This is a genomic window from bacterium (assembly GCA_035559435.1).
GTDB lineage: Bacteria > Zixibacteria > MSB-5A5 > WJJR01 > WJJR01 > JACQFV01.
The window spans coordinates 1-25898 of record DATMBC010000020.1 but is presented as its reverse complement, the minus strand read 5'-3'; the positions used below and the strand labels follow the sequence as shown (position 1 = coordinate 25898).

Below are 25898 nucleotides of genomic sequence, written 5' to 3'. Positions count from 1 at the left end.
GATTACTTCGGGTTCCGTTGTCGATGTCCTTGGGGGCAGGTACCCACCAAGAGAACGTTGAGCTTTCTTACTTCTTAGGGGTGCGCGATGGTCGCTTTTCTCCCGGGCCTTTTTCTGGCCCTCGCCTGCGTTGTTTTACTCGTCTACGCTTTCCGCTCGCATGAAAGGCACTGGTCCCTGGGCTTCCTCGGTTGGCGCAAGGTCTACACTGGCCTCGGCATTGCGCTGGCCGGTTCGATTGGCTGGGCCATCGGGGGATGGCTGGCGACCGCCACCGCCAATCCCGGGTTGGGCGTGGCGCTTCCGATCATTTCCGGTGTGTTGCTTGCCGGCGGGCTCGGACTGGTGGTGTCCGGTTCGATGGAGCGTCTGCGCGACCTGGCCGAGGAGCGCCGGCGGTTGGAGGAGATTCGCGCCGGTTTCGATTTGTACGATACCTTGCGCGAAGTCGTCAGCGGCCCATACACTTTCCTTGAAGTCTTAGAGTTCGCCTTGAAGGAAATGGTCCGTGCCGCTGGCGTCACCACCGGCGGACTCTGGCTCTACAATCCGACTGGCCGTGAATGGATTCTGACCGGCGCTGCGAACATGAGCCAGAACTTCCGCCGCCAGGTCGAGACCGTGCGCGGCACCGGCACAGGCTTCGACCGTCTGGCGCGCTTGCACAAAGCGCATGTCTTCTCCCGTGCCGAAGAGATCCGTCTGTTTTTCCCCGAATGGGAAGCCGAAGGCATCCAGTCGGTGCTCGGGTTGCCGCTGGTCACCGGGACTCCCGGTTCATCCGAAAAGCGCCTGCTGGGCATCATCATCCTCGCCGACTCGTCGGAATCGCGTTTCGATGATGACCGCGCGCGCCGTCTGCATGCCGCCGCCGACTATGTCGCCGCGGTGATTGCCGAGGGACGGCTCCAACGTCAACTGGAATCGGCCGCGCAGCAACTCGAAGCGCAGAAGGCGGCGCAGGAACGCGAACTGGACGCGGTGCGCGAGCAGGTGCGCGCCGCCGACCGGCGAATGGCCGACGAGCGCCGCGCCTGGGAGACCGAGCTGAACTCCCGCACCGGGCGTCTGACGATGGAGCTCGACGAAGCGCGTCGCAAAGCCGCCGAAGACATCGCGCGTCTGGAATCCGCCGCCGCGGCCGCGGCCGCGTCCCACGCGCAGGAAGTCGCCGTTTTGCGTCGTGATCTGGGCGCGCAGCTCGACGCCGCCCGCGCCGCCGCGCAGGAGGCCCGGCAGACCGCGCGCCATGAGGTCGATGTCATAGTCGCCCGTCTGGAAGAACTGCGCCGCGCCACCGACGAGGAAAAGCGGCGCATGGCCGACGAACACCAGCAGCAGCTGTCCGCCGAACGGATCCGCCACGATCAGGCGATCGCGCAGATTCGCGCGCTGGAAGCCAGTGTCCACACGCTCTCCCGTGAGCTGGAGGCCGAACAGCGCGCGCGCGAGGAAGAACGCGGCACACACGCCCGCAAGCTCGAAGCGGCCGAGGCGCAGATGGCGCGCGAGCGGCAGACACTGGCCGTCGAGCGGCGGCGCGAGGCCGAAACGCTCCAGGCGCGCATCGGCGAACTGGAAACGCAGATTGCCGCCATCGAGCAGGAGCATAACCGGCAGATGAGCGAATTGCGAGCGCGGGCCGACGAGGAACGCCGCGCCGCCGTCGATGAGCAGCGCGTGCTCAAGCAGGAAATCCAGTCGATGCGGCTGACGCTGGCCGACCAGCAGGCGCACTTTGACGCTGAACGCGACAACCTGCGGCAGGAATTGCGTCAAACCGAATCGCGCTATGTGCAATTGCTGGAGGCCGAGCGCGACGCCCACGCCCGCGCCCGGGAAGAATGGGAGGCCACCCATGACGCCGGCGAACAACTGCTCCTGGACCTGAAACTCGAACTGGAAAACACCCGCTTCGAACAGGGGATGGCGTTGGCGCGCGCCCACAACGAAGCCGAACGCATCCGCGATGAGTACGAGGAACGGCTCTCTTCCCTGCAGGATCAGGTGGCGATGCTGGAAGAGGCGCTGATGGCGCCCCCCGCCGGGTTCTCGCCCGAGGAGGAAGCCGCGCAGGCCGAAGCCGCTGCGCTCCCCGCCCCGGTCCAGGACAATGGCTCAAAGCCCCACCAGCGCGAACTGCACACCGCGTTGCTCGAGTGGGTGGCGCAGCAGGATCAGGACGAGTGGCATCTCGAACTCTCCGCGCATGACACCCCGACGGTCGACACCCTCTGGCTCGGCGAACGCCTCGATGAGGCCCGCCGCACCTGCCGGGGACGGATCATCGCTGAGTCGATGGGATTTGCCATCAAGACCCTCTCGCGCGAATCGGGGACCGTGGTCCAGATGACCCGCCTCTCCGCCGGCTTCGAAGAGGCCGAGGCCGACGGCGAAGAGATTCCCGTGGAAGGCAACGTCGCCCGCTGGCTCTATGACGGCGATGACCGTGTCGGCATGCAGATCACGCTCGGGGTGACGGCCCCCGTCGCCGCCCCCGAGCCGATGGCGGACGATGAGGAGGAAGTCGCCGAGCCCGTTCCCGGCACACTGTCCGTCCTGGTGGTGGAGGATCAGCCGGAAATGCAGGATGTGGTCACCGGCATGCTCGCCAGTCTGGGGCATGAAGCGACCGTGGCGGCCGCGGCGCAGGAAGGATACGCCCGCTACATCGGCGGCCACTACGACGCCGTCCTGATCAGCGCCGAGCTGCCGCAGGAGGAGGGCTTCGCGCTGGTGCAGTGGATCAAGTCGCACCGCGCCGAGATGCCGGTCATCATGATGGCCGACGCGGGGGCGCGCGAGATGGCCGAGCCGGTCGATGCGGTCCTGGTCAAGCCGTTTGCGATTGAACAACTGCACGAATGCCTGCTGGCGTTGACCGACGACGAGTTTTCTCAGCATGTCTCGGTCAGCGAGTTCGACGAGACCGGCGACGAGTAGCCAGGGAATGGCGCCACGCGACATCTTTGACGGGGCGGATCGGTGATCCGCCCCGTTCTTTTGTGGAGGCCGAGGCCCGTAGGGGCCGAGCCTGCTCTTTCTCCGGTCGCGATCAAGAGCAGGCTCCGCAAAGCGTCGCCCTCCCGAAGGCTGATCGGGGGCCGCTCACTTTGGCGATGCCAGGCGTTGGCGCATGAATTTGCCGGCTTCGATGTGCGCGCGGCGCAGGGGTTCCGGGACACGGAACCCGCGACAGACCCGCATCGTCTGCTCGATCGCGCCAATCAGGTCGATCAGATGACCGGGCGAGACAAAGACCGGCTTGAGATTGTCACGGGTGCGCAGGACCACCGCCGGCGCCTGCGGCGAGAAACGCACAGTCGAGTACTGTCCGGCGTTGGGGCCGGGAGGATCAAAGTGCCCGTGCATCCGTTCGTTGGTGCAGCCGATCGTCGGACGGTTGATCCGCAGTCCAATGTGGCTGGCGATCCCGCACATCCGCGGATGGCAAACCCCCGATCCATTGATGAAGTACAGTTGCGCCGGATGATAGAGACTCCTCACCGCCTGCAGGATGAACGGCCCCAGACGAAACCCCAGGTAGCCGGGCATGTCCGGAAACGACGTGATCCCCTCGGCGTACTGAATCTCGATCACCTTCCAGGCCACCACATCCATCACCACCACTGCCAGGAACATGTGATTGCCGTCGCGGGCATAGTCGATCCCGGCTACGGTCTGCAGCGCGGAGGTCAGCGGTGTCAGACGCACGTGCTCGGAGAGGCGCGACTGGATGATCGCCGCCCGTTTGACCGGCACATTCCAAGGGTGATTCAGAAGCGAGTGCAGTTCCGCGCGTCGTGTCATGGTTGCCAGTGTGAAAAAGGTCCGCGCTTTTGGCAATGTGTCGGCCGCGCTGCCCTGCGCTCGGAGGCGTCGCTGGTAAGCGTCGGGACGGCAATATCTTAGTTTTTCGGCCCCGGATTGTCAAAACCGATTGCGATCGTCCTTACTTTGAGACCAAAAGGGCTGTATTTTAGGCGACGGTCCGGCCACGCGGCCGGCGGGAGATGATCGTGCCCATTTCGGCTCTCCAAACGCTTCTGATGGCCCGCGCCCTGTTTCACCGCAAGACGCGCGGTCTGCTGCATCGCATCTATCTCTTCGGCGCCACCTGAGCCGCCTCCTGACGGCGTGTCCGTCCCTTGTCACCGTTAACTCTCAACGACGAAGGCCGCACCGGATGCGGACCCTTCGAGGAGACCGCATATGACTGTCATGGATCGCCCGTCTGTCAAGACTCCGCTGCCGGGCCCGAAGAGCAAGGCGCTGATTGAGTACGACGAGAAGTTTGTCTCGCCGTCGTACACCCGCGCCTACCCGGTGGTGCTCGACCGCGCCGAAGGCGCCTGGATCTGGGATGTCGACGGCAACAAGTATCTCGATTTCCACTCCGGCATCGGCGTCTGCTCGACCGGCAACACCCACCCAAAGGTGGTGGAGGCCATCGTCGCGCAGGCGCGCAAGTCGGTGCACTTTTCCAGCGCCGATTTCTACCATGAGCTGGTCGGCTCGCTGGCGGAACGGATCGGCAAGCACGCCCCGGGCGATAAGCCCAAGCGCGTGTTCTTCACCAACTCCGGCACCGAGTCGGTCGAGTGTGGGCTGAAACTGGCGCGCTACAAACGCCGCCGCCCGCGCATGATCGCCTTCATCGGCGCCTTCCACGGCCGCTCGATGGGCGCGCTCTCGCTCACCTGCTCGAAGATCGCCCAGCGCGAACGGTTCTCGCCGCTTTTGCCCGAGGTGACGCATGTCCCGTACGCCTACTGCTACCGCTGCCCGTTCAACCTCAAGTATCCCGACTGCAAACTGGCCTGCGTCAGTTTCATCGAGGAACAGATCTTCGCCCGCGTCGCGCCCGCTGATGACGTCGCCGCCATTGTGGTGGAGCCGATCCAGGGTGAAGGCGGATACATCGTCCCGCCGCCCGATTATTTCCAGGCGCTGCATGCGCTGGCCAAAAAGTACAGCATCATGCTGATGGTCGATGAGGTGCAGTCGGGGATGGGCAAGACCGGCAAGATGTTCGCCATTCAGCATTTCAACGTCGTGCCCGACATCATCACCATCGCCAAGGCGATCGCCTCGGGGGTGCCGTTGGGCGCCTGCGTCGCGCCCGCCGACGTCATGGACTGGCCGCCGGGCGCGCACTCGACCACCTTCGGCGGCAATCCGATCGCCTGCGCCGCCGCCCATGCCACCCTCGACCTGCTCGAAGGCGGCCTGATCGACAACGCCCGTGTCCAGGGCGAGTTCCTGATGACCGAACTGAAAAAGTTGCAGGCGAAGCACCCGTCGATGGGCGATGTCCGCGGCATCGGCCTGATGATCGGCATCGAATTCGTCCGCGACAAAGTCACCAAGGTCCCGGCAAAGGAAGTCGCCGCCGATGTCGAACAGATGGCCTGCCGCAAGGGGATGATGCTGCTCACCTGCGGCCCCAACGGCATCCGTCTGGTGCCGCCGTTGGTCATCACCCGCGAGCAGTGCCAGGTCGCCATCGAGATTCTCGATGACGTGATCGGCGAAGCCGAGCGCAAGCACAAGATCGGCTGATCCGTCGGACCGTAAGCCGCGCAGGGGCGGGGCCACCCGCCCCTGTTGCTGTGCGCGCCGGCGATTTTGACAGCGCCCACGGGTCTTGTCAGGTTTCTGTGTCGCCGGGGGCGTAATGACTATATTAACCCGCGCCGTGAGGAGGCCCGATGACGACGTCTTTGACCAGGAATCAGCCGCACGCGCCGCAGAATCGGACCATGACCGAGTCGCATCCCCCGTCCGCCGGACTGGTGCCGGCCGTTGAGTTCACCCGCGGCGGATCGGTGGAGAGCATCCACCACGCCGCCGCCGCGGTGGTCGACCACAGCGGACGGGTCCTCGCGCGCATCGGCGATCCGCAGCGGGTCACGCTCACCCGCTCATCGTTGAAGCCCTTTCAGGCGCTGGCGGCGGTGTTGCGCGGCTATCCCGAACGCTTCGGGCTGGCCGCGCGCCATCTGGCGCTGGGCTGCGCCTCCCACTCGGGCGAACCGCAGCACATTCAGACGGCGCAGGAAATCCTCGATGCCATCGGCGCAGGCATCGCCGATCTGCATTGCGGCGTGCACATTCCGCTTCACCTGAAAGCCGACGAGGGCGGCATCCCGCCTAGAAGCGAGTTCTCCGCCATCCACAACAATTGCTCCGGCAAGCACAGCACGATGCTGGCGCTGGCGCGTCTGCTCGATGCGCCGCTGGCCGGCTATCTCGACTATGGCCATCCGGTCCAGGTCGCGATCCGTGAAGCGATCACGGCCGCGACCGGATGCGATGTGGCGCGCGCGGCCTGGGGGATTGATGGTTGCTCGGCCCCCAATTATGCCATGCCGCTGGCGGCGCTGGCCACCGGGTTTGCCCGTTATGCCCGCGCCGTGGCGCGGCCCGAGTCCGAGTTGGATGCCACCGATCGCGCCGCCGCCACGATCGCGCGCGCGATGATGGCCCATCCCGAGATGGTCTCGGGCACCGGACGCTTCGATCTCACGCTCTCCAACGCGCTGGATCGCGCCATCTTCGCCAAGTCCGGCGCCGAGGCGATTCAGGGCGTCGGCATCCCGTCGAAGGGTTGGGGCGTGGTGATCAAGATCGGCGATGGCGCCGGACGCGGCCTGCCGCCGCTCATGGTGTCGTTGCTAGATCAACTGGGTGTGCTTGACGATGCCGCCCGCGCCCGGTTGGAATCGGTCGGCGCGCCGCGGTTGAAGAACCTGCGCGGCCTGGAGGTCGGCGCCGCCCGTTGCGTCGCCCGGGTGGAGTGGCTGTAGCGCACGGCGAGGAAAGGACGGACCCCCGATGCACGAGCATCCGATCGAACCCTTCCGGATCAAAGCCATTGAGCCGATCCGTCTGTTGGAACGCGCCGAGCGCGAGGCCGCCCTGCGCGACGCGGGCTTCAATTTGTTCAACCTGCGCGCCGAGGATGTCTACATCGATCTGTTGACCGACTCCGGCACCGGCGCCATGTCCGACCGGCAGTGGGCCGGGATCCTGCGCGGCGATGAATCGTACGCGGGCTCGCGCAACTTCCTGCACCTCGAACAGACCGTGCGCGAACTGACCGGCTACCCCTATGTGATTCCCACCCACCAGGGACGCGCCGCCGAACACTTGTTGTTCTCGGCGCTCCTGACACGCGGCGACTATGTCGTCGCCAACTCGCACTTCGACACCACGCGCGCCAATGTGATGGAAAAGGGCGGCATCCCGATCGATCTGCCCGATCCGCATTGCGCCGATGTCGATGATCCCTTCCCCTTCAAGGGCAACATCGACCTCGCCGGGCTGGAGGAGGCGCTGGCGCGTCACAAGGGACGGGTCAAGTGCTGCATCCTGACCATCACCAACAACACCGTCGGCGGGCACCCGCTCAGTTTCGACAACGCCCGCGCCGCGCGCGCCGTCTGCAACAAATACGGCGTGCCGATGTTCTACGACGCCGCCCGGTTCGCCGAAAACGCCTGGTTTCTGCAGCAGCGTGAGCCGGCGATGGCGGGGCTGACCGTGCGTGAGATCGCCCGCAGGATGTTCGATCTGGCCGATGGCTGTCTGGTTTCGGCCAAGAAGGACGGGCTGGTGTCGATCGGTGGCTTCTTCGCCTTCCGCGACAAGGTCCTCGTGCAGCACCTGAAGGAATTGATGGTTGTGGTCGAAGGGTTTCCCACCTATGGCGGACTGGCCGGACGCGACATCGAAGCGATGGCGCTGGGGTTGGAGGAAGTGACCGACCCCGACTACCTCGGCTACCGGATCGGACAGGTGCAGTGGCTGGGCGAGGCGCTGCAGGCGGCCGGGGCGCGTGTGGTCCAGCCGGTCGGCGGCCATGCGGTCTTCATCGATGCCGGCGCGCTCTATCCGCAGATTCCGCCCGAGGCCTTTCCGGGTCAGCAACTCGCCGTCGACTTCTACCGCGAGGGGGGAGTGCGCACCGTTGAGATCGGCTCGCTCATGTTCGGCGGCGTCGATCCCGAGACCGGCAAGCCCTATACGCCCCCGTTTGAACTGGTCCGTCTGGCGGTGCCGCGCCGGGTTTACACCGTCTCGCATCTGAAACATGTAGCCGAGACTTTTGCCGCCATCCACCGCAACCGCGCCCGCGCGCGCGGCATGGTGATCGAGTATCAGGTGCCGCACCTGCGGCACTTCACCGCGCGTCTGCGGGAGATCACCGCCGACACGCTCGCGGGAGCCGTCGCATGAGTCGCCGGTTGGGGATCGTCGGAGCGGCATTGGTGGGCCTGGTTGCCTGCGGATCGCCGGACAAGTACCAGAAGCAGGGCGTGGAGGCCGACACCGCGTCGGTCGAGGCGATTGTTGGCATGCCGGTGGGCTCGGAGCACTATGCGTGGTCGCGGCATTTCGTCGATGCCATGGGGCAATCGCGCCTCAAGTACGACACCGGCGACACCGTGCGCGCCTATGCGCTCACCGATTCCCTGATCGCCGACGCGGAAGCGTCGTTGGACACCATCCCGCTGAATGATGTGCGCGCCAAGTTCCTGGTGCTGATGCTCACCGACCTGCACACGCAGGGGGTGACCTGGGATGATCTGCGCGGCGACAGCGCCGGCGTCGAACAGCGCATGGCCCGCTTCAAGGCCCTCGCCGACCGGGTCCGTCACCTGCGCGACTCGACCAACCAGGCGCAATAACTTCCGCATGCTGGGCACCTGGATCAACACCGCCACCGTTCTGGCCGGCTCCCTGGCCGGGATGTTGATCGGCGACCGTCTGCCCGAGCGGCTGCGAAAGATCGTCTTCACCGGACTGGCCTTGATGACGCTCGGCATCGGGGTCTCGATGGTGATCCGCGGCACACGTCCCCTCATCATCATCACCTCGATCGTGCTCGGCGCCGTTCTCGGCGAACTGATCGACATCGAAAGACAACTGGAGCGGTTCGCCGTCTGGCTGCAGGCGCGGGTGAGGGTCGGGGGCGGGCAGTTTGTGCGCGGCTTTGTCACCGCCTCGCTGCTTTTCTGCGTCGGCCCGATGACGGTGGTGGGCTCGATTCAGGATGGCCTCTCAGGCGATGCCACGATCCTCATCACCAAGGCGATCATGGATGGATTCGCGTCGCTGGCGCTGGCGGCCACCATGGGAATCGGAGTCCTGTTCGCCGCGCTGACCGTACTGATCGTGCAGGGAGGACTGTCGCTGTTGGGCCGTTCGCTGGCCGTTCTGACCGAACCGGCGGCGTTGGATCAGCTGACCGGCGTGGGCGGGCTGTTGATCATGGCGCTGGCGATCCGCATGCTGGAAATCAAGGATATCAAGGTTGCCAATCTGCTGCCCGCCCTCGTCATTGTGGCCCTGCTTGTCGTATTCGTGTAGATGGACGCCGACACGCCGATTCCGCCGCCGCGCACCTTCGGCACCGTTCCCGATCTCGCGCTGCAGCGGCAATTCCCGACCGCGCACCGTGAGCGCAAGCCTTTCGAGTTCTATCCCGCGCTTCCGGCGACCGTCACCGGCGACTTGCTGGAAATCGGCCCGGGTCGCGGCGATTTTCTCTTGGCCGAGGCCGCGGCGCATCCCGAACGCCGCTTTGTCGCCATCGAGATTGGCCGCAAACGGCACCTGCGCCTGATTCGCCGGATTGAGCGCCGCGAGTTGTGCAATGTGCTGCTGATCTGCGGCGATGCCCGGCTGGTGATCCCGCGCCATCTGCCCGATCGATCGTTCCCCGCGGTGGTGGTGCTCTTTCCCGACCCCTGGCCGAAACGCCGGCATGCGTTCCACCGACTGCTGCAGCCGGACTTCCTGCGGGAACTGGCGCGTGTCCTGACCCCGGGCGGACATATGTATCTCAAAAGCGATGTCGCCGAGTATGTCGAGTGGGTGGCGCGTCAAGTCGTCGGCATTTCCGAATTCCGCATCGTGGACGATCGCTGGCCCTGGGGCCCGGTGCGCGGGCAGGACGGCAAGACCCTCTCGCTTTTTGCCGAACGCCAAAGCGCGCTCGGCTACGGCATTCATTCACTCTGCCTCGAACGTGTGCCCTCAGGCGCGGCACCGGAGCGCTCATGAGTTCACAACGCGGCATCCTGCTGGTCAACCTCGGCTCGCCCGATTCGCCGTCGGTCCCCGATGTGCGTCGCTATCTCAATCAGTTCCTGATGGATCCGCGCGTGATCGACTCGCCCTGGATCATCCGCCGGCTGGTGGTCGGGCTGTTCATCCTCCCGACCCGTCCCAAACGCTCGGCGGCCGCGTATGCGTCGATCTGGACGCCCGAGGGCTCGCCGTTGATCGTGATCTCGCGGAAGGTCGAAAAACTCCTGCGCGAGCGCGTCCGGATGCCGCTGGCGCTGGGGATGAGCTATGGCAGGCCCTCCATCGATGCCGCGGTCGCCGAACTGCTCGGACAGGGGAGAGGGTTAACCGAAATCCTGCTGATCCCAATGTACCCGCACTATGCCATGTCGACATACGAGACCGTCGTCGTGGCGGTGGAAAAGACGCTGGCCAAAATGGCGCCCGGGGTGCGACTGATCACCAAGCCGCCCTTCTACAAGGACGACGACTACATCGATGCGCTGGTCGCCTCGGCGGAGTCGCATCTCTCCGCGGGGTACGACCATGTGCTGTTCAGTTACCATGGCCTGCCCGAACGGCATCTGCGCAAATCCGATCCGACCCATTCGCACTGCCTCGCTTCGCCCGATTGCTGCCAGGTACCATCGGAGGCGCACAAGACCTGTTACCGCCATCAGGTCTATGCCACCACCGAGGCGTTCACAGCGCGCGCCGGCATTCCCAGGGAGAAGCACTCCATCGCTTTCCAATCGCGCCTCGGACGCGACCCCTGGTTGCGGCCCTACACCGATGAAACGCTCAAGCGGCTGGCCGCATCCGGTGTCCGGCGCCTGGTTGTGCTCTGCCCCAGTTTCGTTGCCGATTGCCTCGAGACTCTTGAAGAGATCGGCCAGGAAGGGAAAGAGGAGTTCCTCAGCCATGGCGGCGCCGAGTATGTGCTGGTGCCCTGCCTGAATGACCATCCACGCTGGATCGAGGTCCTGGCGAACTGGTGCCGTGCATGATGGCGCCGACGGAACTTCCGCGGTCGGGTGGCGTTCCACAGAGCATCAACGCAGCGGTCGGGGAGAATTGGCTTGACATTCCCGCGCAAGTGGATTGGTTGGCGCACATGAAGTTAGACTTTTTCAACTGGCCGGATGGGGATCAGACGCGCGAGTTTGCCGCCACGGCAAACGAGTTGCATTTGGCGTCGGATACCTGCATCTTTCCCGGTCCTGTGGCCGTTTGGGCCACAGTCCAGAAGGCCGAAGAGCAGGTGGTGGTGGCCGGGCAGGCCAGGACCGTCGCCCGGGCCACCTGCGTCCGTTGCCTGGAAGAGTTCGATATTCCGGTCGATGAGGCCTTTCGCGCCGTGGTTCGGATTGTGCCGCCCGCCGAGGTGGCCGCCGACACCGGCGACGACGATTTCTTCCTGATTCCGGCGACCGAGCCGGTCTGGGATCTGGGAGAAGTGGTGCGGCAGTTGATCCTTCTGGCGGTGCCGGACAATCCGCTCTGCCGCGAGGATTGCCAGGGGCTCTGCCCGGGATGCGGACGAAATCTCAATCTGGAGTCCTGCGTCTGTACTGATCGCAAGTCCGGCGGCGCGCTGGCGCAGCTGGGTGATCTGATTCAGCAAGCGCAACAGCGTCCGCCGAAACGCGGGCGTCGCTCGACCGGGACGTAGTGTAAAAGCAAACGAAGGAGTGTTTTCGCACCATGCCGCTGCCCAAGAGACGTCACTCACACACGCGGGGCGCCAAGCGCCGCACGCATTGGAAGTTGCAGACGCCGACGTTGTCGCCCTGTCCGCAGTGCGCCACCCTGCGCCGCCCGCATCATGTCTGCCCGCAGTGCGGATTCTATGATGGCCAGGAAGTGATCCCGCCGAAAACGTCGTAACGGCGGCCTGTCAGCGGACGCGGCGCGCGCAAGCGCCGCGCGCGGAAAGTCATCCCGATGTCGGTGCGGACCATATTGCTCGATGCCATGGGGGGCGACCACGGCCCCTCCGTCTGTGTGGACGGCGCGGTCGATGCCATCGTCGAATCTCCCATGCCGTTGCGCGTGACGATCGTCGGCGACAAAGAGCAGATCGACGCTTCGCTCCACCACCACATCCGCCAGCGCCTGCACCACAAATCGGAATGTATCGACGTCGTCGACGCGCCCGACTTCGTGCGCATGGATGAATCCCCGACCGACTCGCTCAAGCGCAAGGACACCTCGATCCGCATCGGCCTGCGGTTGCTCAAGGACGGCCGCGGCGACGCCTTCGTCTCCACCGGCAACACCGGCGCGGTGATGGCGGCGGGGCTGGCCGATCTCGGACGGCTTGGCGGCGTCTCGCGCCCGGCCATCGCCACCGTCTTCCCGACCCAGCAGGAGAGCACGCTCATCCTCGATGTGGGCGCCAACTCGATGTGCAAGCCGCAGCATTTGGTCGAGTTTGCCATCATGGGGGCCTGCTACATGCAGGCGGCCTACAGCAAGACGCTGCCGCGGGTCGGCCTTTTGTCCATCGGCGAGGAACCCAGCAAGGGCACCGAATTGACCGTGGCCACCCACAAGCTCCTGGCCGAATCGGGCTTCGATTTCAAATTCATCGGCAACATCGAGGGACGCGACATCCTCTCCGGCAAGGCCGATGTCGTCGTCTGCGACGGCTTCGTCGGCAACATCCTCCTCAAATTCGCCGAGTCGCTGCAGGGATTTCTCACCAACGCCGTGCGCCGGCAGATCAAGCGGAACTATTTCTCCCACGCCGGCGCGATTCTGATGGGGCCGTTTTTGCGGCGCATGCGCCGGACCTTCGACTATGCCGAGTACGGCGGCGCGCCGCTGCTTGGCCTCAACGGGCTGGTTGTGATCTGCCATGGCTCCTCCAGCGCCAAGGCGATCAAGAACGCCATCTGGTCGGCCGCCAACGGCGCCGAGCATCATGTCAACCAGCACATCATCGACGCGCTGGCGTCGTACAAGCCGGCGCCCAACGGCGTCACGGCTCACCAGGCCTGACGGGGGCGGATCATGACGAGCGCCATCATTCGCGGGACCGGACACTACACGCCGGCCAAGGTTCTGACCAACCAGGATTTCGAAAAGATCGTCGACACTTCCGACGAGTGGATCGTGGAGCGCACCGGCATCCGCGAACGGCGCGTGCTCAACGGCGCCGGCGACGTGCGCACCTGTTCCGACATGGCCACCGTCGCCGGACGCGCCGCGATCGCCGACGCGGGCCTCACTCCCGCCGACATCGACGGCATCATCGTCGGCACCGTAACTCCCGATTACCCGCTACCGGCCACCGCCACCGTGGTGCAGGAGAAACTGGGCGCCGGACGCGCCGCGGTCATGGATGTGGTCGCCGCCTGCGCCGGCTTCATCTATGGACTGACCGTGGCGCGCGCGTTCATCCTGACCGGCGTCAGCCGCAACGTGCTGGTCATCGGCGCCGAACATCTCTCCTCGATCACCAATTACAAGGATCGCAACACCTGCGTCCTCTTCGGCGACGGCGCCGGCGCAGCGGTCGTCAGCGCCAGCCGTCCGGGCGAGGAGGGACGCGGGATTCTCTCCACGTTTCTGTCGGGCGACGGGCAGTATCGCGAACTGTTGCACATCCCGATCGGCGGGAGCCGCTCGCCGCTCACCCCCGCGTCCGTCAACGATCCGCTGCGCTACATCCAGATGGATGGCCGTGAGGTCTTCAAGCTCGCCGTGCGTGAAATGGAAGACGCCTGCGACCGGGTGCTGGCCGATGCCAAAGTGGAACCCAGGGATATCGACATGGTGATCCCGCACCAGGCCAACGCCCGCATCATCGAGGCGCTGACCAAGCGCCTCGGGGTTGCGCCGGAGCGGGTCTACCGCAATATCGAACGTCTCGGCAACACATCTTCGGCCTCGGTGCCGATCGCGCTCGACGAGGCCCGTCGCGCCGGATTGATCGGCCCCGGCTCGCTGGTGCTGTCGGTGGCCTTCGGCGGCGGGTTGGTCTGGGGCGCGGCGCTCTACCGTCTCTGATGAACGTCCATGGGCGGGCGCCGGGACCCGGCCCATCCTGCACCTCCCACATTCTCAACACGGGCCCCGGCGCCCGATCGGGCACACGAGACCACATGATGAAAACCGCCCTCCTCTTTCCCGGACAGGCCTCCCAGTATGTTGGCATGGGACGCGACCTGTCCGATACCTACCCGACCGCGCGGCGGATGTACCAGCGCGCCAACGAAGCGCTCGGCTGGGACATCGCCTCGCTGTCCTTCGAAGGCCCCGCCGATGAACTGGTGCAGACCGTCAACACGCAGCCGGCGATCTTCATTCACTCGTGCATCATGCATGCGCTGGCCTGCGAGCGCGGCCTGACGTTCGACATGGCCGCCGGACACTCGCTCGGCGAGTATTCGGCCCTGGTCGCCTGCGGCGTGCTCTCGTTCGAGGACGGCCTGATCGCGGTGCGCGAACGCGCCCGCTTCATGCAGCAGGCCTGCGAGGCCCATCCCGGCACCATGGCCGCCATTCTCGGCATGAGTTGGGACAAAGTGGTCGAGGTGTGCCGTCACGCCCAGACAAGCGGCGTGGTCGTTGCCGCCAACTTCAACGGCGAAAAACAAATCGTCATCTCCGGCTCGAAGGAAGGCGTCGATGCCGCCGCCAAATTCGCCTCCGAGCACGGCGCCAAGCGCGTCATCCCGCTGGCCGTCGGCGGCGCCTTTCATTCGCCGCTGATGCTGCCCTCGCCGACGCAACTGGCGCCGGTGCTCGACCGTCTGACTTTCAAGAACGCCGCCCGCCCGGTCCTCCTCAATGTGACCGCCGAGCCGACCACCGACGCCGCCGTGATCAAGGCCAAACTGATCGAGCAGTTGACCGCCCCGGTGCTCTGGTATCCGACGTTGCAGCGGATGCAGAAAGACGGTGTCGCCACCTTAATCGAAGTCGGTCCGAAGAAAGTGTTGCTCGGCTTGGCCAAGTCGGTGCTCGAATCGGCGCAATTGGTCTCGCTGGACACCGCCGCCGATTTGGAGAACTGGGCCGCCACGCCGGTGACGGCGTAAACGGATTGATCACCTCACCACGGATCAGGTGCCCATGACAACATCCGCGCAATCCACTCCGGTCGCCCGCGTCGCGCTGGTCACCGGCGGCGCCAAGGGAATCGGCGCGGCCATCGCCCGACGTCTGGCCGTCGCCGGACACAAAATCGCCATTTGCGGACGCGACGAGGAGGCGCTGAAGCGCCAGGCCGGTCATCTGGCCGCGCTGGGCGCGGCCGCCGCCACCGTCACCGCCGACTTGCGCGCCGCCGACGCTCCCGACCGCATCCTGGCCGAAGTCGAAGCCGCGCTCGGACCGGTCGAGATCCTTATCAACAACGCCGGCGTCACCCGCGATGGACTGGCGGTGCGCATGTCGGAGGAGGATTTCCTCTCGATCCTGCAGGTCAATCTCGTGTCGGCCTTTGCGCTGGCGCGCCGTTGCGCTCGTCCGATGATGAAGGCGCGCTGGGGACGCATCATCAACATCAGTTCGATCGTGGCGGTCATGGGCAACGCCGGCCAGGCGAATTACATCTCATCGAAGGCCGGATTGATCGGGCTTACCAAGGCGCTGGCGGTCGAGCTGGCACCGCGCAACATCACCGTCAACGCCATCGCCCCCGGCTTCATCGCCACCGAGATGACCGCCGCCCTTCCCGAAAACATCGCCGCCCAGTACATGTCGCGAATTCCGCTTGGACGCTTCGGCGCTCCCGAGGACGTCGCCGGGGCGGTCGCCTTCCTGGCCGGAGAAGAAGCGTCGTATATCACCGGGCAGGTCCTGCGTATCGACGGCGGCATGGTGATGTCCTGACCCCGATATTGTGGTTGCGATGGCGTCGCAATTTTGGTTAACTCCCATGGTTCAAAGGGTTGTGAACAGGATGGCAATGAACGTATCGATAAGCAGGAGGGTCTTGAATGTCGTCCGTTGAGGAACGGGTAAAGAAGATCATCGTCGAGCAGCTTGGCGTCAACGCCGAGCAGGTCACCCCGAAAGCGTCCTTCATCGACGATCTGGGCGCCGATTCGCTGGACACCGTGGAGCTGGTGATGGCGCTGGAAGAGGAATTCGGGCTGGAGATTCCCGACGAGGAAGCGCAGAAGATCGGGACCGTCCAGGCGGCCATCGATTATATCAACGCCAAGTCCCCCAAGTGACGCTGATGCGCCGGCGTGACGGTGCAACACGTCCGCCGGCTTCTCTATGACAGAAAACTCCTTCCATCGCAAGCCGCAGCCCCGCCACCGGGTGGTCATCACCGGCATGGGGGCGATCACGCCGATCGGAATCGGCGTCGATGCCTATTGGAATGCGCTTTTGGCCGGGACCTCGGGAGCGGCGCGCATCAGCGCCTTCGATGTCTCGCCCTATCCGACGCAGATCGCCTGCGAGGTGAAGAATTTCGACCCAAACACCGTCGCCGACAAAAAGGAAGCCCGGCGGCTGGACCGCGCGCTGCTGTTCGCGCTGGGTGCCGCCGACGAGGCGGTCAAGATGGCCGGCCTTGAGATGGAGAAACTCGACCGCGACCGTTGCGGCGTGGTGATCGGCTCCGGCATCGGCGGCATCGACACCTTCGAAAAGCAGCATCAGACCCTGCTCAATCAGGGCCCGGGACGCGTCTCGCCGTTTCTCATTCCGATGATGATTATCGACATGAGTTCCGGGCTGGTGTCGATGCGCTACGGGTTCAAGGGCCCCAATTACGCGACCGTGTCGGCCTGCGCCACCGCCGGCCATGCGATCAGCGATGCGATGCACTTAATCGAGCGCGGCGACGCCGATCTGATGGTCACCGGCGGCGCCGAGGCGACGATCACCCCGGTCGCGCTGGCCGGGTTCTGCTCGGCGCGCGCCATGTCGACGCGCAACGACCAGCCCGAACGCGCCTCGCGGCCCTTCGACGCCGACCGCGACGGTTTCGTTATGGGCGAAGGCGCCGGGATTCTTGTTTTGGAGTCGCTCGAACATGCCACCCGCCGCGGCGCGCGCATCCTCGCCGAACTGCTGGGCACCGGCATGTCGGGTGATGCCTATCACCTGACCGCGCCGTCGCCGCACGGCGAAGGCGCGGCGCGCGCGATGAAGGCGGCGCTCCGCGACGCCGACATCCGTCCCGACCAGGTCGACTACGTCAACACGCACGGCACAGCCACCGATCTGGGCGACATCTGCGAGACCGAGGCGATCCGCTCGGTCCTCGGCGATCATGCCGGCGAGGTTGTCTGCAACTCGACCAAGTCGATGATCGGCCACCTGCTCGGGGCCGCCGGCGGCGTCGAACTGATCGCCTGCGTCAAATCGATCGAAACCGGGACCATCCACCCGACCATCAATCTCGAGACCCCGGATCCCAAATGCGATCTGAACTATGCTCCCTTGAAGCCGGTCCAACGGCCGGTCAAGGTGGCGATTTCGAATTCGTTCGGCTTCGGCGGCCACAACGTCACGCTGGTCGTCGGGGCCTATCGGCACAACGGAGGGTAGCAACGATCCGTATCGCGATCGCTTGTCGCCAGACGTAACACTCAAGGCACACGGGACCGGTATTCCGCGTCCACGAGGACCAAAGCCCTATCCGCATCTCCCCGACGGGAGGGGCTGCCGATAGGACTTCCCCGCCGCACCGATGCCGTCCCGCCCCGGCGCGTGGCCACGCGCCACTTCCGCAACCGGGAGTTGACGGACCATGGCGGACTTTTTCTCCCGCATCACGTCGCTGTTCGCGCGGCGGCCCCGCGCCGCGAGCGGCGATCTGCCCGACACCATCCTCGGGTACCGTTTTCGCAACACCGATCTGCTGCGCGAGGCGCTCACCCACCGCTCCTACGCCAACTCGGTCTCCGATCATCCGACCTATGAGCGTCTGGAGTTCCTCGGCGACTCGGTCCTCGGGCTGATCGTCGCCAAGCACCTGTTCCTGAAATATCCGGAGCAGACCGAGGGGCAGTTGACCAAACGCAAGGCCTCGCTGGTCAATCTCAAGACCCTGACCCAGGTGGCCAAGCGCGAGGGCATCGGCCAGTGGATCCGTCTGTCGCCGGAGGAGGACAAGGCCGGCGGACGGCGCCGCGGCTCGATTCTGTCTGATGTCTTCGAGTCGGTGCTCGGCGCGATCTACCTCGACGGCGGCCTCGATGCCGCCGCGGCGGTCGTCGAGCGCATCCTCCTGGTGCCGTTGGCGGAGGATGCCCCCGAACTGGTGGAGGTCAACTACAAGGGCGATCTGCTCGAGTACCTGCAGGGCCGCGGATTGGGCATGCCGCGCTACGAGGTCATCGACGAGTCCGGCCCCGACCACCAAAAGGTCTTCACCGTGGTCGTGCATGCCCACGGCCAGATTGCCGGACGCGGCGTCGGCTCCAACAAAAAGGACGCCGAACAACTGGCCGCCCGCGAGGCCCTGCAGACCCTCGGCGTCCACGTCAACGGCGAGTCGGTGACGACGTAAAAGCATCCACGCCGGCGAACCGAATCTCGACAAGCCGATCTTGTGGAGGGCGAGGCTCCCGCCGAGCCGCCATGGATGGAGGGAGTGTTGGTCACCGATTCGCGAATCCGTCAAGGGGAAGGCAACGGACGTGGATGCAGCGAGGCAATCGTGCTGCGGCCGCTCGTCCCCCCGAATCGCATGCGCGAAGATCTTACGGAATCGTTTAGGGAGGGCGAGGCTCCTGCCGAGCCGTCGTGGATAGTGGGCGCGTTGGTTACAAATTCGCGAATCTGTCAAGGGGAAGGCAATAGACATGGATGCAGCGAGGCAATCATGCTGCGGCCGCTCGCCCTCCCGAATCGCATGCGCGAAGATCTTACGGAATCGTTTAGGGAGGGCGAGGCTCCCGCCGAGCCGTCGTGGATAGTGGGCGCGTTGGTCACCGATTCGCGAATCCGTCAAGGGGAAGGCAATAGACATGGATGCAGCGAGGCAATCATGCTGCGGCGGCTCGTCAGGAGGCTCGCCCTCCCGGGGCGGCGTGGTGCGTCGGTAGTGTGTGGACGATCTGTCACAGAATGTGTCGGGCGCTACGAGCCTGTTGATGATCGATACAAATGACAGTACACTTGGCATGTATTGGACTGACTGAGCGACAGGAGAGATCGAACATGCATATCGTCGTCTGCATTAAACAGGTTCCGGAGATTGCGCTGGTGACCCTGGATGGCAAGGGTGGAGTGGTGTTGCCGCCGGGGCCGGGGGCGATCAATCCCTTCGATGAATACGCCGTCGAGGAGGGGATCCGTCTCAAGGAGAAACACGGCGGCACGGTGACCGTGCTCAGTTGCGGCGAGGAGACGGCGGTCAACGCGTTGCGCGACGCGATCGCGCTGGGCGCCGACCGTGCCGTGCTCCTGCACGATGCCGCCTTCGCCGGCTCCGACGGAGTCGCCATTGCCCGCATCCTCGCCGCCGGCATCCGCAAAATCGGCGACGCCGATCTGGTGCTCTTCGGCAAGAACGCGGTCGATACCGACCGTTCGATCGTCCCCGGCGCCGCCGCCGGATTCCTCGACTGGCCGCAGGCGCTCTTCGTCAAGAAGATCGAGACACTGGAAGGGAAGACCCTCACCGCCCTGCGTATGACCGAGGACGGTTTTGACCGGGTGCAACTGGCGCTGCCGGCGGTGCTCAGCGTGGTCAAGGAGATCAACGAGCCGCGTCTGCCCTCGCTGAAGGGCAAGATCAAGGCCAAAAGCGCGCCGGTGGAGAAGTGGGGAGCCGCCGACATCGGCATCGATCCTTCCACCGTCGGCGCCAATTCCGCCACCCGGGTAGTCGCGATGCATGCGCCGCCGTCGCGCTCCGGCTGTGAGTTTCTCGAAGGGGAACCGGCGCAGGTGGCCGAGACGCTCTTCCAGCGCCTGCGCGAGGCCAAGGTGATCTGAGACGCCCGGAGTGCGCGCATGGCCCGTCACGACCGTCTGCTGCACATCCTCTCGCTCCTGAAGACACGGCGCGTGGTCACCGTGTCCGAACTGGCGCGCGAGTGCGAAGTCACCACGCGCACGATCTACCGCGACATCGACACCATCTCGAGCGCGAATTACCCGATCTACTTCGACGGCGGTTACCGGCTGCTGCCGACCGCGGCGCTGCCGCCGCCGCAGTTTACCCCCGAGGAGCAATCGCTCCTGCAGTCGGCGCTGGACAGCTGGCCTCTGGCCAACACCCCGGCCTACCGGGCAACGCTCCGGCGCATCCAGGCCAAAATCGAAAGCTGGCAGGAGGCATCGCCGAAGCCGGCCCGCCCCATTCTCCATGTCCGTCCGCGCACCTCGCAGGACCGGGTCACCGACCCGCGCCTGTTCACCGCGCTCGAACAGGCGATTGCCGCCTCGCAGCGGGTGGAGATGAAGTATGACGCCATCACCTCCGGCCTGAGCACCCGGCGGGTCGATCCGTACCTGTTGGTCTTTCGCGGACGCGCCTTCTATCTGGTCGGCTGGTGCCATAGCAAGAACGCGGTCCGTCTGTTCCGCGTCGGACGCATCCGCTCCCTGAAGGTCACTGCGGAGTCCTTTGTCCGCGACCCGGCCCTGTCGGCCGAGCGGCTCTTCCGCGACAGTTGGGAAGTCTACCTCGGCGCCCCGTTTGAGGCGACCGTGCGGCTGACCGGCAATGCCGCGCGGATTGTTGCCGGCGCGCGACGTCACCCCTCCGAGCGATTCGTGCAGAAGGACCCGCGGACTTTGATCTATTCGGTCACCGTCAACTCGATCGAGGAGTTTGGCCGCTGGGTGCTGGGCTTCGGCGGCGAGGCGCGAGTCCTTGCTCCCGATTCGCTGGCGCGTTGGGTCAAGCGCCACGCCCGCGGCATCCTGGCCGCCTACCGCTCGGTCTGAGTCTTTGCCGCGAATCTGACAAGGCGGGGTTGACTCCCCCTAAGTGGAGAAATATCTTCGGTTTTCTGTCCATTTGGGGGCCAGCCAAGGAGAGAAACGTGAGGGAGTTTACCACCGACAACATTCGCAACCTCGGCCTCGTCGCGCACGGCGGCACCGGTAAGACCTCCCTGGCCGAGGCGATGCTTTTCACCATGGGTGCCGTCAGCCGGATGGGCCGCGTCGAAGAAGGGAACACCACCACCGACTACTCCGACGAGGAAATTGCCCGCAAGATGTCGCTGTCGCTGGCGTTGGCGCACATCGACATGAAGGGCAAGAAGTTCAACATCGTCGACACCCCCGGCTACGCCGACTTCCATGGCGAGGTCGTCGGCGCCCTGCGCGTGGTCGACACCGTCGTGGTGCTGCTCAATGCCCCCTCCGGCGTCGAAGTCGGCGCCGAGCACACCATGCAGATGCTCGATGAAACGACGCTCCCGCGGCTTTTCTTCATCAACAAAATGGACAAGGAGCATGCCAGCTTCCAGAAGTGCGTCGATGCCTTAATCGAGCGCTATGGCGTGCGCGCCGTGCCCGTGCAGTGGCCCATCGGCGAGGCCGCCGGCTTCAAGGGCATTGTCGATTTGATCCGCCAGAAGGCCTACAAGTTCGACGCCAAGGGGGAGGCCTTGGAAATGCCGTTCCCCGATGAGTTGAAAGCGACCGTCGCCGAGTGGCGCGGCAAGATCACCGAGGCGGCCGCCGAGGCCTCGGATGAGCTGATGGAAAAGTTCTTCGGCTCCGGCGAACTCTCCGAGCAGGAAATCCATGATGGCCTGGCCTCGGGCATCGCGCAAGGGAAGGTCTTCCCGATTCTCTGCGGCGTGGCCATCACCGCGGCCGGAGTGCGTCCGCTCCTGGAGTTCATCGACCAGTATTGCCCCTCGCCGGCGCAGCGTCCGCCGGTCACCGGGACCGATCCCGACCATGGCGATGCCACCGTCGAACGCAAATGCTCTCCCGATGAGCCGTTCTCGGCGCTGGTCTTCAAGACCGTCTCCGAAGCCCATCTGGGCGATCTCTCGCTGGTCCGTGTGTATTCCGGCCAGTTGAAGCATGGCGACGATGTCAACAACTCGACCCGCGGCCACGATGAACGCATCGGGCAGATCTATGTCCTCAACGGCAAGAACCGCGCCGAAATCGGCGTGCTGACCGCCGGCGACATCGGCGCGATCGTGAAACTGAAAAACACCCACACCGGCGACACCCTCTGCGATCGCAAGGCGAAGATCGTCCTGCCGCCGATCGCCTTCCCCGAACCGATCCTCGACATGGCCATCAAAGCCGCCTCCAAGGGCGACGAGGAAAAAGTCGGGCAGGCGCTGGCCCGGCTGCACGAGGAGGATCCGACCTTCTCGCACAAGGTGATGCCCGACATCCATCAGACCATCATCAACGGCCAGGGCGAGCTGCAGTTCGACGTTGTGGTGAGCAAACTGAAGAAACGCTTCGGGGTCGAAGTCACGCTGGAAAAGCCGCGCATCCCGTATCGCGAGACCATCACCACCAAGGCCGAAGTTGAATACAAACACAAAAAGCAGACCGGCGGACGCGGCCAGTATGGCCACGTGCTCCTGCGCCTGGAGCCGCTCAAGCGCGGCGAGGGATTCGAGTTCGTCGATGAGATCACCGGCGGCGTCATCCCCTCGAAGTTCATCCCCTCGGTGGAAAAGGGCGTGGTCGAGGCCATGCTGGAAGGCGGCCTCTCCGGCCACCCGGTTGTCGATGTCCGTGTGGCGGTCTTCTACGGATCCTACCACGATGTCGATTCGTCGGACATGGCCTTCAAGATCGCCGGCATGATGGGCTTCAAGGAGGGATTCCTGAAGTGCCATCCGGTGATGCTTGAGCCCATCTACGAAGTCGAAATCACCGTGCCCGATGACTACACCGGCGATGTCATGGGCGATATGTCCTCGCGGCGCGGCAAGATCCTCGGCATGGAACCGTTGGGCAAATGGCAGCGCATCCGCGCCCAGGCGCCGTTGGCCGAACTGTACAAATACTCAACCACTTTGCGTTCGCTCACCCAGGGACGCGGCACCTACGCGCGCAAATTCTCTCACTACGAGGAGGTGCCGCGCGAAGTGGCCGGAAAGGTGATCGAGGAGGCGAAGGCCGCCAAGAAGGCCGCCGAGGCCTGATGACGACGGAAGCGCGATTTGTGTAGGGGCCGGATTCTCCGGCCCTTATCATTTGCGCCAGGAGGGGAGAGATGCGCGCTATGACAAAGCAAACTGGGATCGACCATGATTCGCGCCAGGGCGGCCGTCTGGAGCAAGACAGCCGGGGCTGGATTACCGCTTGCGCCGGGATGACGATTGCGATGCTCACCGTGCTGGTGGTCTGTCCGGCCGTGCCCGCGCAGGCCCAACCGGAGTCCAATGCCCGCGCCTGGGTGGTCTGGCCCAGTGGCGCCGTGGCCTTTCCCACCGGGCGGTTCGGGGAAAAGGACGAGGAGGCCAACCCGCCGAAAGATGGGCACAAGACCGGCTTCGATGCCGGACTTGATCTGGGCTACTTTGTCAGCGACTTCGCCTGCGTCGGGGTCAGTTACAACTACGCCCGCTTCGATCTCGATCTGGTCGGCAACGGCGGACGCGAGGGGAACACATCGGCCTACACCCTTCAGGCCTGGGGCCGCTTCTTTCTGCCCGGCGGCTACTCACACTGGCAGCCGTATCTCTTCGCGGCCGCCGGAGTGGGGCGTCCCAAGGGAACGATCGCGTATGATCCCCCGGTGCAGTTTTCCGGTCTGCCGGCGCCCACCGAAGAACTGGAGAGCACCGTCGATATGACCTCATCGATTGCCGGCGGCATCGGCGTCCTGGTACCCGCCTCCCGGCGGCTGGCCTTATCTTTTGAGCCGCGATACGTGGTTGTCCACGCCAAAGGGACCGCCCGGACCGATCTGTTCTCCCTGTCCGATGGCTCCCAAGCCGAGGTTAAAGAAGACCCTGACGGGAATCGCCTCAAAGCCAAGTCCAACACCAACTGGTGGGAATTGCGGTTTGGCGTGGTTTTTATGCTAAGGTAGAAACCTCGCAAAATCGTATCTCGCAAGACATTGCGCGGCAATCACTTGACTGCCGCGCACTTTTTATCGACCGCGGAAATTTTTCTAAATGGTTGAGAATTATACTCTTGACAGAATTCTGCCCCGGTGATTTACTCTCGCCGACTCCCGGGTGGGGGTCGGGTGGATTTGGAGTCAATTGCAAGTCAACAACCTTTCAAAGGGAGGGTCGGAAATGAAGAAGTTTGCAATCGCTCTATTCGCGCTGACTCTACTCAGCGTGGCCGGGACGGCCAATGCTGAGATGGGTGTTGGAGTCGTCTGGTCGGGCAATGGGATCGTTCCGAACATGGTGTTGCCCATCAAGATGGCCTCCGGGTTGGTGATTGAGCCGATTCTCGGCTTCGACAAGAGCGAGACGGACATTCCGTATATCGACGAGGACGAGGTGCCCGCGGATTTCGATCTTAGCATTACGAACATTCGCGCTGGCGTTCGAGTCGAGAAGCAAATGAAGATGGACGGCATCACGCCCGTCTTTGGCGGGATGGCGATGATCGACCTCTGGTCGCCGGGCGGAGACCTGAGCGATGAGATTGACAGCTGGACCAACTTCTCGTTTGGCGTCTACGTCGGAGCCTCGGCGCCGTTGGCCGAGGGTGTCGACCTGGTTGGCACTTGGGGACCGACGATAACTTCCTTTGGCGAAATCAAAGCCGCCGATGATGACGAGATTGTCCTGCAGGAGTCCGCGACCAACATCGGCTCGACTGCGAATCTGTCGCTGCGGTTCTGGATCTGGTAACTTCACCTGAACTTGGCAGTCCAATGCCCGCCTCCGGTCGGAGGCGGGCATTTCTTTTTCTGGATTGCGGCCGCATTCCGGCGAATAATTGCGCCGCTGGTCGGTAGTAAGCGATACGCGCCAGATCGCGGCGCGGGCGATGCAGCGACGATTGTGATGGGGAGGGTCCGGTGAACAGACAGTTTCTGGTCATTCTGTTGGTCGCGGTGATTGCGGGCACTGCCTGCGCCGCCGTGGCGCAGGCCGAAGTCAAGAAGGGCGAGATCATGTTCGGGCCGTATGGGCTCTTCTACCTGCCCACCGACGATTACCCGTCGCCGGTGATGGACGATGTCCCGTATGTCGACGTGGGCTCCGACATCGAGCCCGGCCCCGGCCTGGCCGGCGCCATCGACCGGATGCTCACCGACCGTCTCTCGGTCGGCGGCGAGTTCAAAGTCTACTTCGGCAGCTTCGATGAGTCGGTCCTGCAGGACTTCCTCGATTTCCACTCGGCCCCTTACGAGGGCCTCGACGAGGCCGAGCTGACCTGGCGCACGGTGCACTTCGGCGCGCGGGCGCGTTACTTCCTCCAGCCGGAACGCGGCATCAATCCGTTCCTGCAGGGGGGCGCCGGGCTGTATGTCAGCAAGCTCAAGGCGGAATTTCGCCAGCTCCGCAGCAGCGGCACCACCAACGACTATGCCCGCTCGGAATCGTTCACCGATCTCGGCGTGTCCATCGGCCCCGGAGTGCTGGTGCGTGTCTCCCCAACCGTGCGGCTGTCGTTGGAGGCGACCTTCAACAATGTCTTCACCGCCGAACGCAACGTGCGCTACCTGTCGGCGTCGGCGGGCCTGATCTTCAGCGTCACACCGGAGTGACCGTCGCCGCTCCCGCGGCCTTGCCCGGCGCGGCCGGATGACGTATCTTTGGCGTCTGTCTGGCGATTTGCGCAGGAGATAAAGGGCTATGTCGGGTCACTCCAAATGGTCAACCATTAAGCGCAAGAAGGGCGCGATCGACGCCGCCCGCGGGCGCATTTTCACCAAACTGATCAAGGAAATCACGGTCGCGGCGCGTGCCGGCGGGGGAGACCCC

At 64.6% G+C, this 25898-nt stretch carries 25 protein-coding genes; 24 read left to right on the top strand and 1 reads right to left on the bottom strand.

Annotated features, from left to right (window positions below):
- The first annotated feature begins 87 nt into the window (after positions 1–87).
- Positions 88–2943, top strand: coding sequence for a response regulator (locus VNN55_02355; GenBank protein HWO56388.1), 2856 nt, complete (start codon positions 88–90; stop codon positions 2941–2943).
- A gap of 165 nt (positions 2944–3108) precedes the next feature.
- On the opposite strand, the gene VNN55_02350 is transcribed toward VNN55_02355, so the two are convergent.
- Complete coding sequence (locus VNN55_02350; protein ID HWO56387.1) at positions 3109–3810, bottom strand: endonuclease V; 702 nt, start codon at positions 3808–3810, stop codon at positions 3109–3111.
- A 402-nt stretch (positions 3811–4212) separates the two neighbouring features.
- Between VNN55_02350 and VNN55_02345 the strand changes: the two genes are divergently transcribed.
- From VNN55_02345 to VNN55_02235, 23 genes are all read left to right on the top strand, one after another.
- Entirely contained in the window at positions 4213–5562 is a 1350-nt protein-coding gene (locus tag VNN55_02345) for an acetyl ornithine aminotransferase family protein (GenBank protein HWO56386.1), read from the top strand.
- A 149-nt stretch (positions 5563–5711) separates the two neighbouring features.
- A complete protein-coding gene (locus VNN55_02340) occupies positions 5712–6809 on the top strand; it encodes an asparaginase (protein HWO56385.1) in 1098 nt (365 codons plus the stop codon).
- 28 nt (positions 6810–6837) lie between these two features.
- Positions 6838–8241, top strand: coding sequence for a tryptophanase (locus VNN55_02335; GenBank protein ID HWO56384.1), 1404 nt, complete (start codon positions 6838–6840; stop codon positions 8239–8241).
- On the top strand, positions 8238–8693 hold the full coding sequence (locus VNN55_02330; protein HWO56383.1) for a hypothetical protein: 456 nt from the start codon (positions 8238–8240) through the stop codon (positions 8691–8693). The genes VNN55_02335 and VNN55_02330 overlap by 4 nt, the downstream gene beginning before the upstream one ends.
- A 7-nt stretch (positions 8694–8700) precedes the next feature.
- Complete coding sequence (locus VNN55_02325; protein HWO56382.1) at positions 8701–9375, top strand: DUF554 domain-containing protein; 675 nt, start codon at positions 8701–8703, stop codon at positions 9373–9375.
- Positions 9376–10071 carry a tRNA (guanosine(46)-N7)-methyltransferase TrmB gene (trmB, locus tag VNN55_02320; GenBank protein ID HWO56381.1) on the top strand — a complete coding sequence of 232 codons (696 nt, stop codon included), beginning with the start codon at positions 9376–9378 and terminating at the stop codon, positions 10069–10071.
- The gene (hemH, locus tag VNN55_02315) at positions 10068–11084 is read left to right on the top strand and encodes a ferrochelatase (protein ID HWO56380.1); all 1017 of its coding nucleotides are present in this window, start codon (positions 10068–10070) and stop codon (positions 11082–11084) included. Before trmB ends, hemH begins: the two co-directional genes overlap by 4 nt.
- Positions 11085–11191: 107 nt before the next feature.
- Positions 11192–11749 carry a DUF177 domain-containing protein gene (locus tag VNN55_02310; protein ID HWO56379.1) on the top strand — a complete coding sequence of 186 codons (558 nt, stop codon included), beginning with the start codon at positions 11192–11194 and terminating at the stop codon, positions 11747–11749.
- 32 nt (positions 11750–11781) lie between these two features.
- Positions 11782–11964, top strand: a complete 183-nt coding sequence (rpmF, locus tag VNN55_02305) for a 50S ribosomal protein L32 (protein HWO56378.1) — start codon at positions 11782–11784, stop codon at positions 11962–11964.
- A gap of 57 nt (positions 11965–12021) precedes the next feature.
- Positions 12022–13080 (top strand): phosphate acyltransferase PlsX, encoded by a 1059-nt coding sequence (gene plsX, locus VNN55_02300; protein HWO56377.1) that lies wholly within the window; start codon positions 12022–12024, stop codon positions 13078–13080.
- Between the two features lie 12 nt (positions 13081–13092).
- Complete coding sequence (locus VNN55_02295; protein HWO56376.1) at positions 13093–14091, top strand: beta-ketoacyl-ACP synthase III; 999 nt, start codon at positions 13093–13095, stop codon at positions 14089–14091.
- Positions 14092–14189: 98 nt separating this feature from the next.
- Positions 14190–15125, top strand: coding sequence for an ACP S-malonyltransferase (gene fabD, locus VNN55_02290; GenBank protein HWO56375.1), 936 nt, complete (start codon positions 14190–14192; stop codon positions 15123–15125).
- A gap of 34 nt (positions 15126–15159) precedes the next feature.
- Positions 15160–15921, top strand: coding sequence for a 3-oxoacyl-[acyl-carrier-protein] reductase (gene fabG, locus VNN55_02285; GenBank protein HWO56374.1), 762 nt, complete (start codon positions 15160–15162; stop codon positions 15919–15921).
- 107 nt (positions 15922–16028) lie between these two features.
- On the top strand, positions 16029–16268 hold the full coding sequence (gene acpP, locus VNN55_02280; GenBank protein HWO56373.1) for an acyl carrier protein: 240 nt from the start codon (positions 16029–16031) through the stop codon (positions 16266–16268).
- Between the two features lie 46 nt (positions 16269–16314).
- On the top strand, positions 16315–17598 hold the full coding sequence (gene fabF, locus VNN55_02275) for a beta-ketoacyl-ACP synthase II (GenBank protein ID HWO56372.1): 1284 nt from the start codon (positions 16315–16317) through the stop codon (positions 17596–17598).
- 202 nt (positions 17599–17800) lie between these two features.
- Positions 17801–18562: a ribonuclease III gene (rnc, locus tag VNN55_02270; protein ID HWO56371.1), complete on the top strand. Its 762-nt coding sequence runs from the start codon at positions 17801–17803 to the stop codon at positions 18560–18562.
- A 653-nt stretch (positions 18563–19215) separates the two neighbouring features.
- The gene (locus tag VNN55_02265; protein HWO56370.1) at positions 19216–19995 is read left to right on the top strand and encodes an electron transfer flavoprotein subunit beta/FixA family protein; all 780 of its coding nucleotides are present in this window, start codon (positions 19216–19218) and stop codon (positions 19993–19995) included.
- A gap of 18 nt (positions 19996–20013) precedes the next feature.
- Positions 20014–20952 (top strand): YafY family protein, encoded by a 939-nt coding sequence (locus VNN55_02260; protein HWO56369.1) that lies wholly within the window; start codon positions 20014–20016, stop codon positions 20950–20952.
- A gap of 98 nt (positions 20953–21050) precedes the next feature.
- Positions 21051–23141, top strand: a complete 2091-nt coding sequence (gene fusA / locus VNN55_02255; protein HWO56368.1) for an elongation factor G — start codon at positions 21051–21053, stop codon at positions 23139–23141.
- A 71-nt stretch (positions 23142–23212) separates the two neighbouring features.
- Positions 23213–24034, top strand: a complete 822-nt coding sequence (locus VNN55_02250) for a hypothetical protein (protein ID HWO56367.1) — start codon at positions 23213–23215, stop codon at positions 24032–24034.
- A gap of 214 nt (positions 24035–24248) precedes the next feature.
- Positions 24249–24818: a hypothetical protein gene (locus VNN55_02245; protein ID HWO56366.1), complete on the top strand. Its 570-nt coding sequence runs from the start codon at positions 24249–24251 to the stop codon at positions 24816–24818.
- Positions 24819–24988: 170 nt separating this feature from the next.
- Positions 24989–25681 (top strand): outer membrane beta-barrel protein, encoded by a 693-nt coding sequence (locus VNN55_02240; GenBank protein ID HWO56365.1) that lies wholly within the window; start codon positions 24989–24991, stop codon positions 25679–25681.
- Between the two features lie 88 nt (positions 25682–25769).
- Positions 25770–25898: YebC/PmpR family DNA-binding transcriptional regulator (locus tag VNN55_02235; protein HWO56364.1), on the top strand; the 129-nt coding region annotated here is incomplete at its 3' end.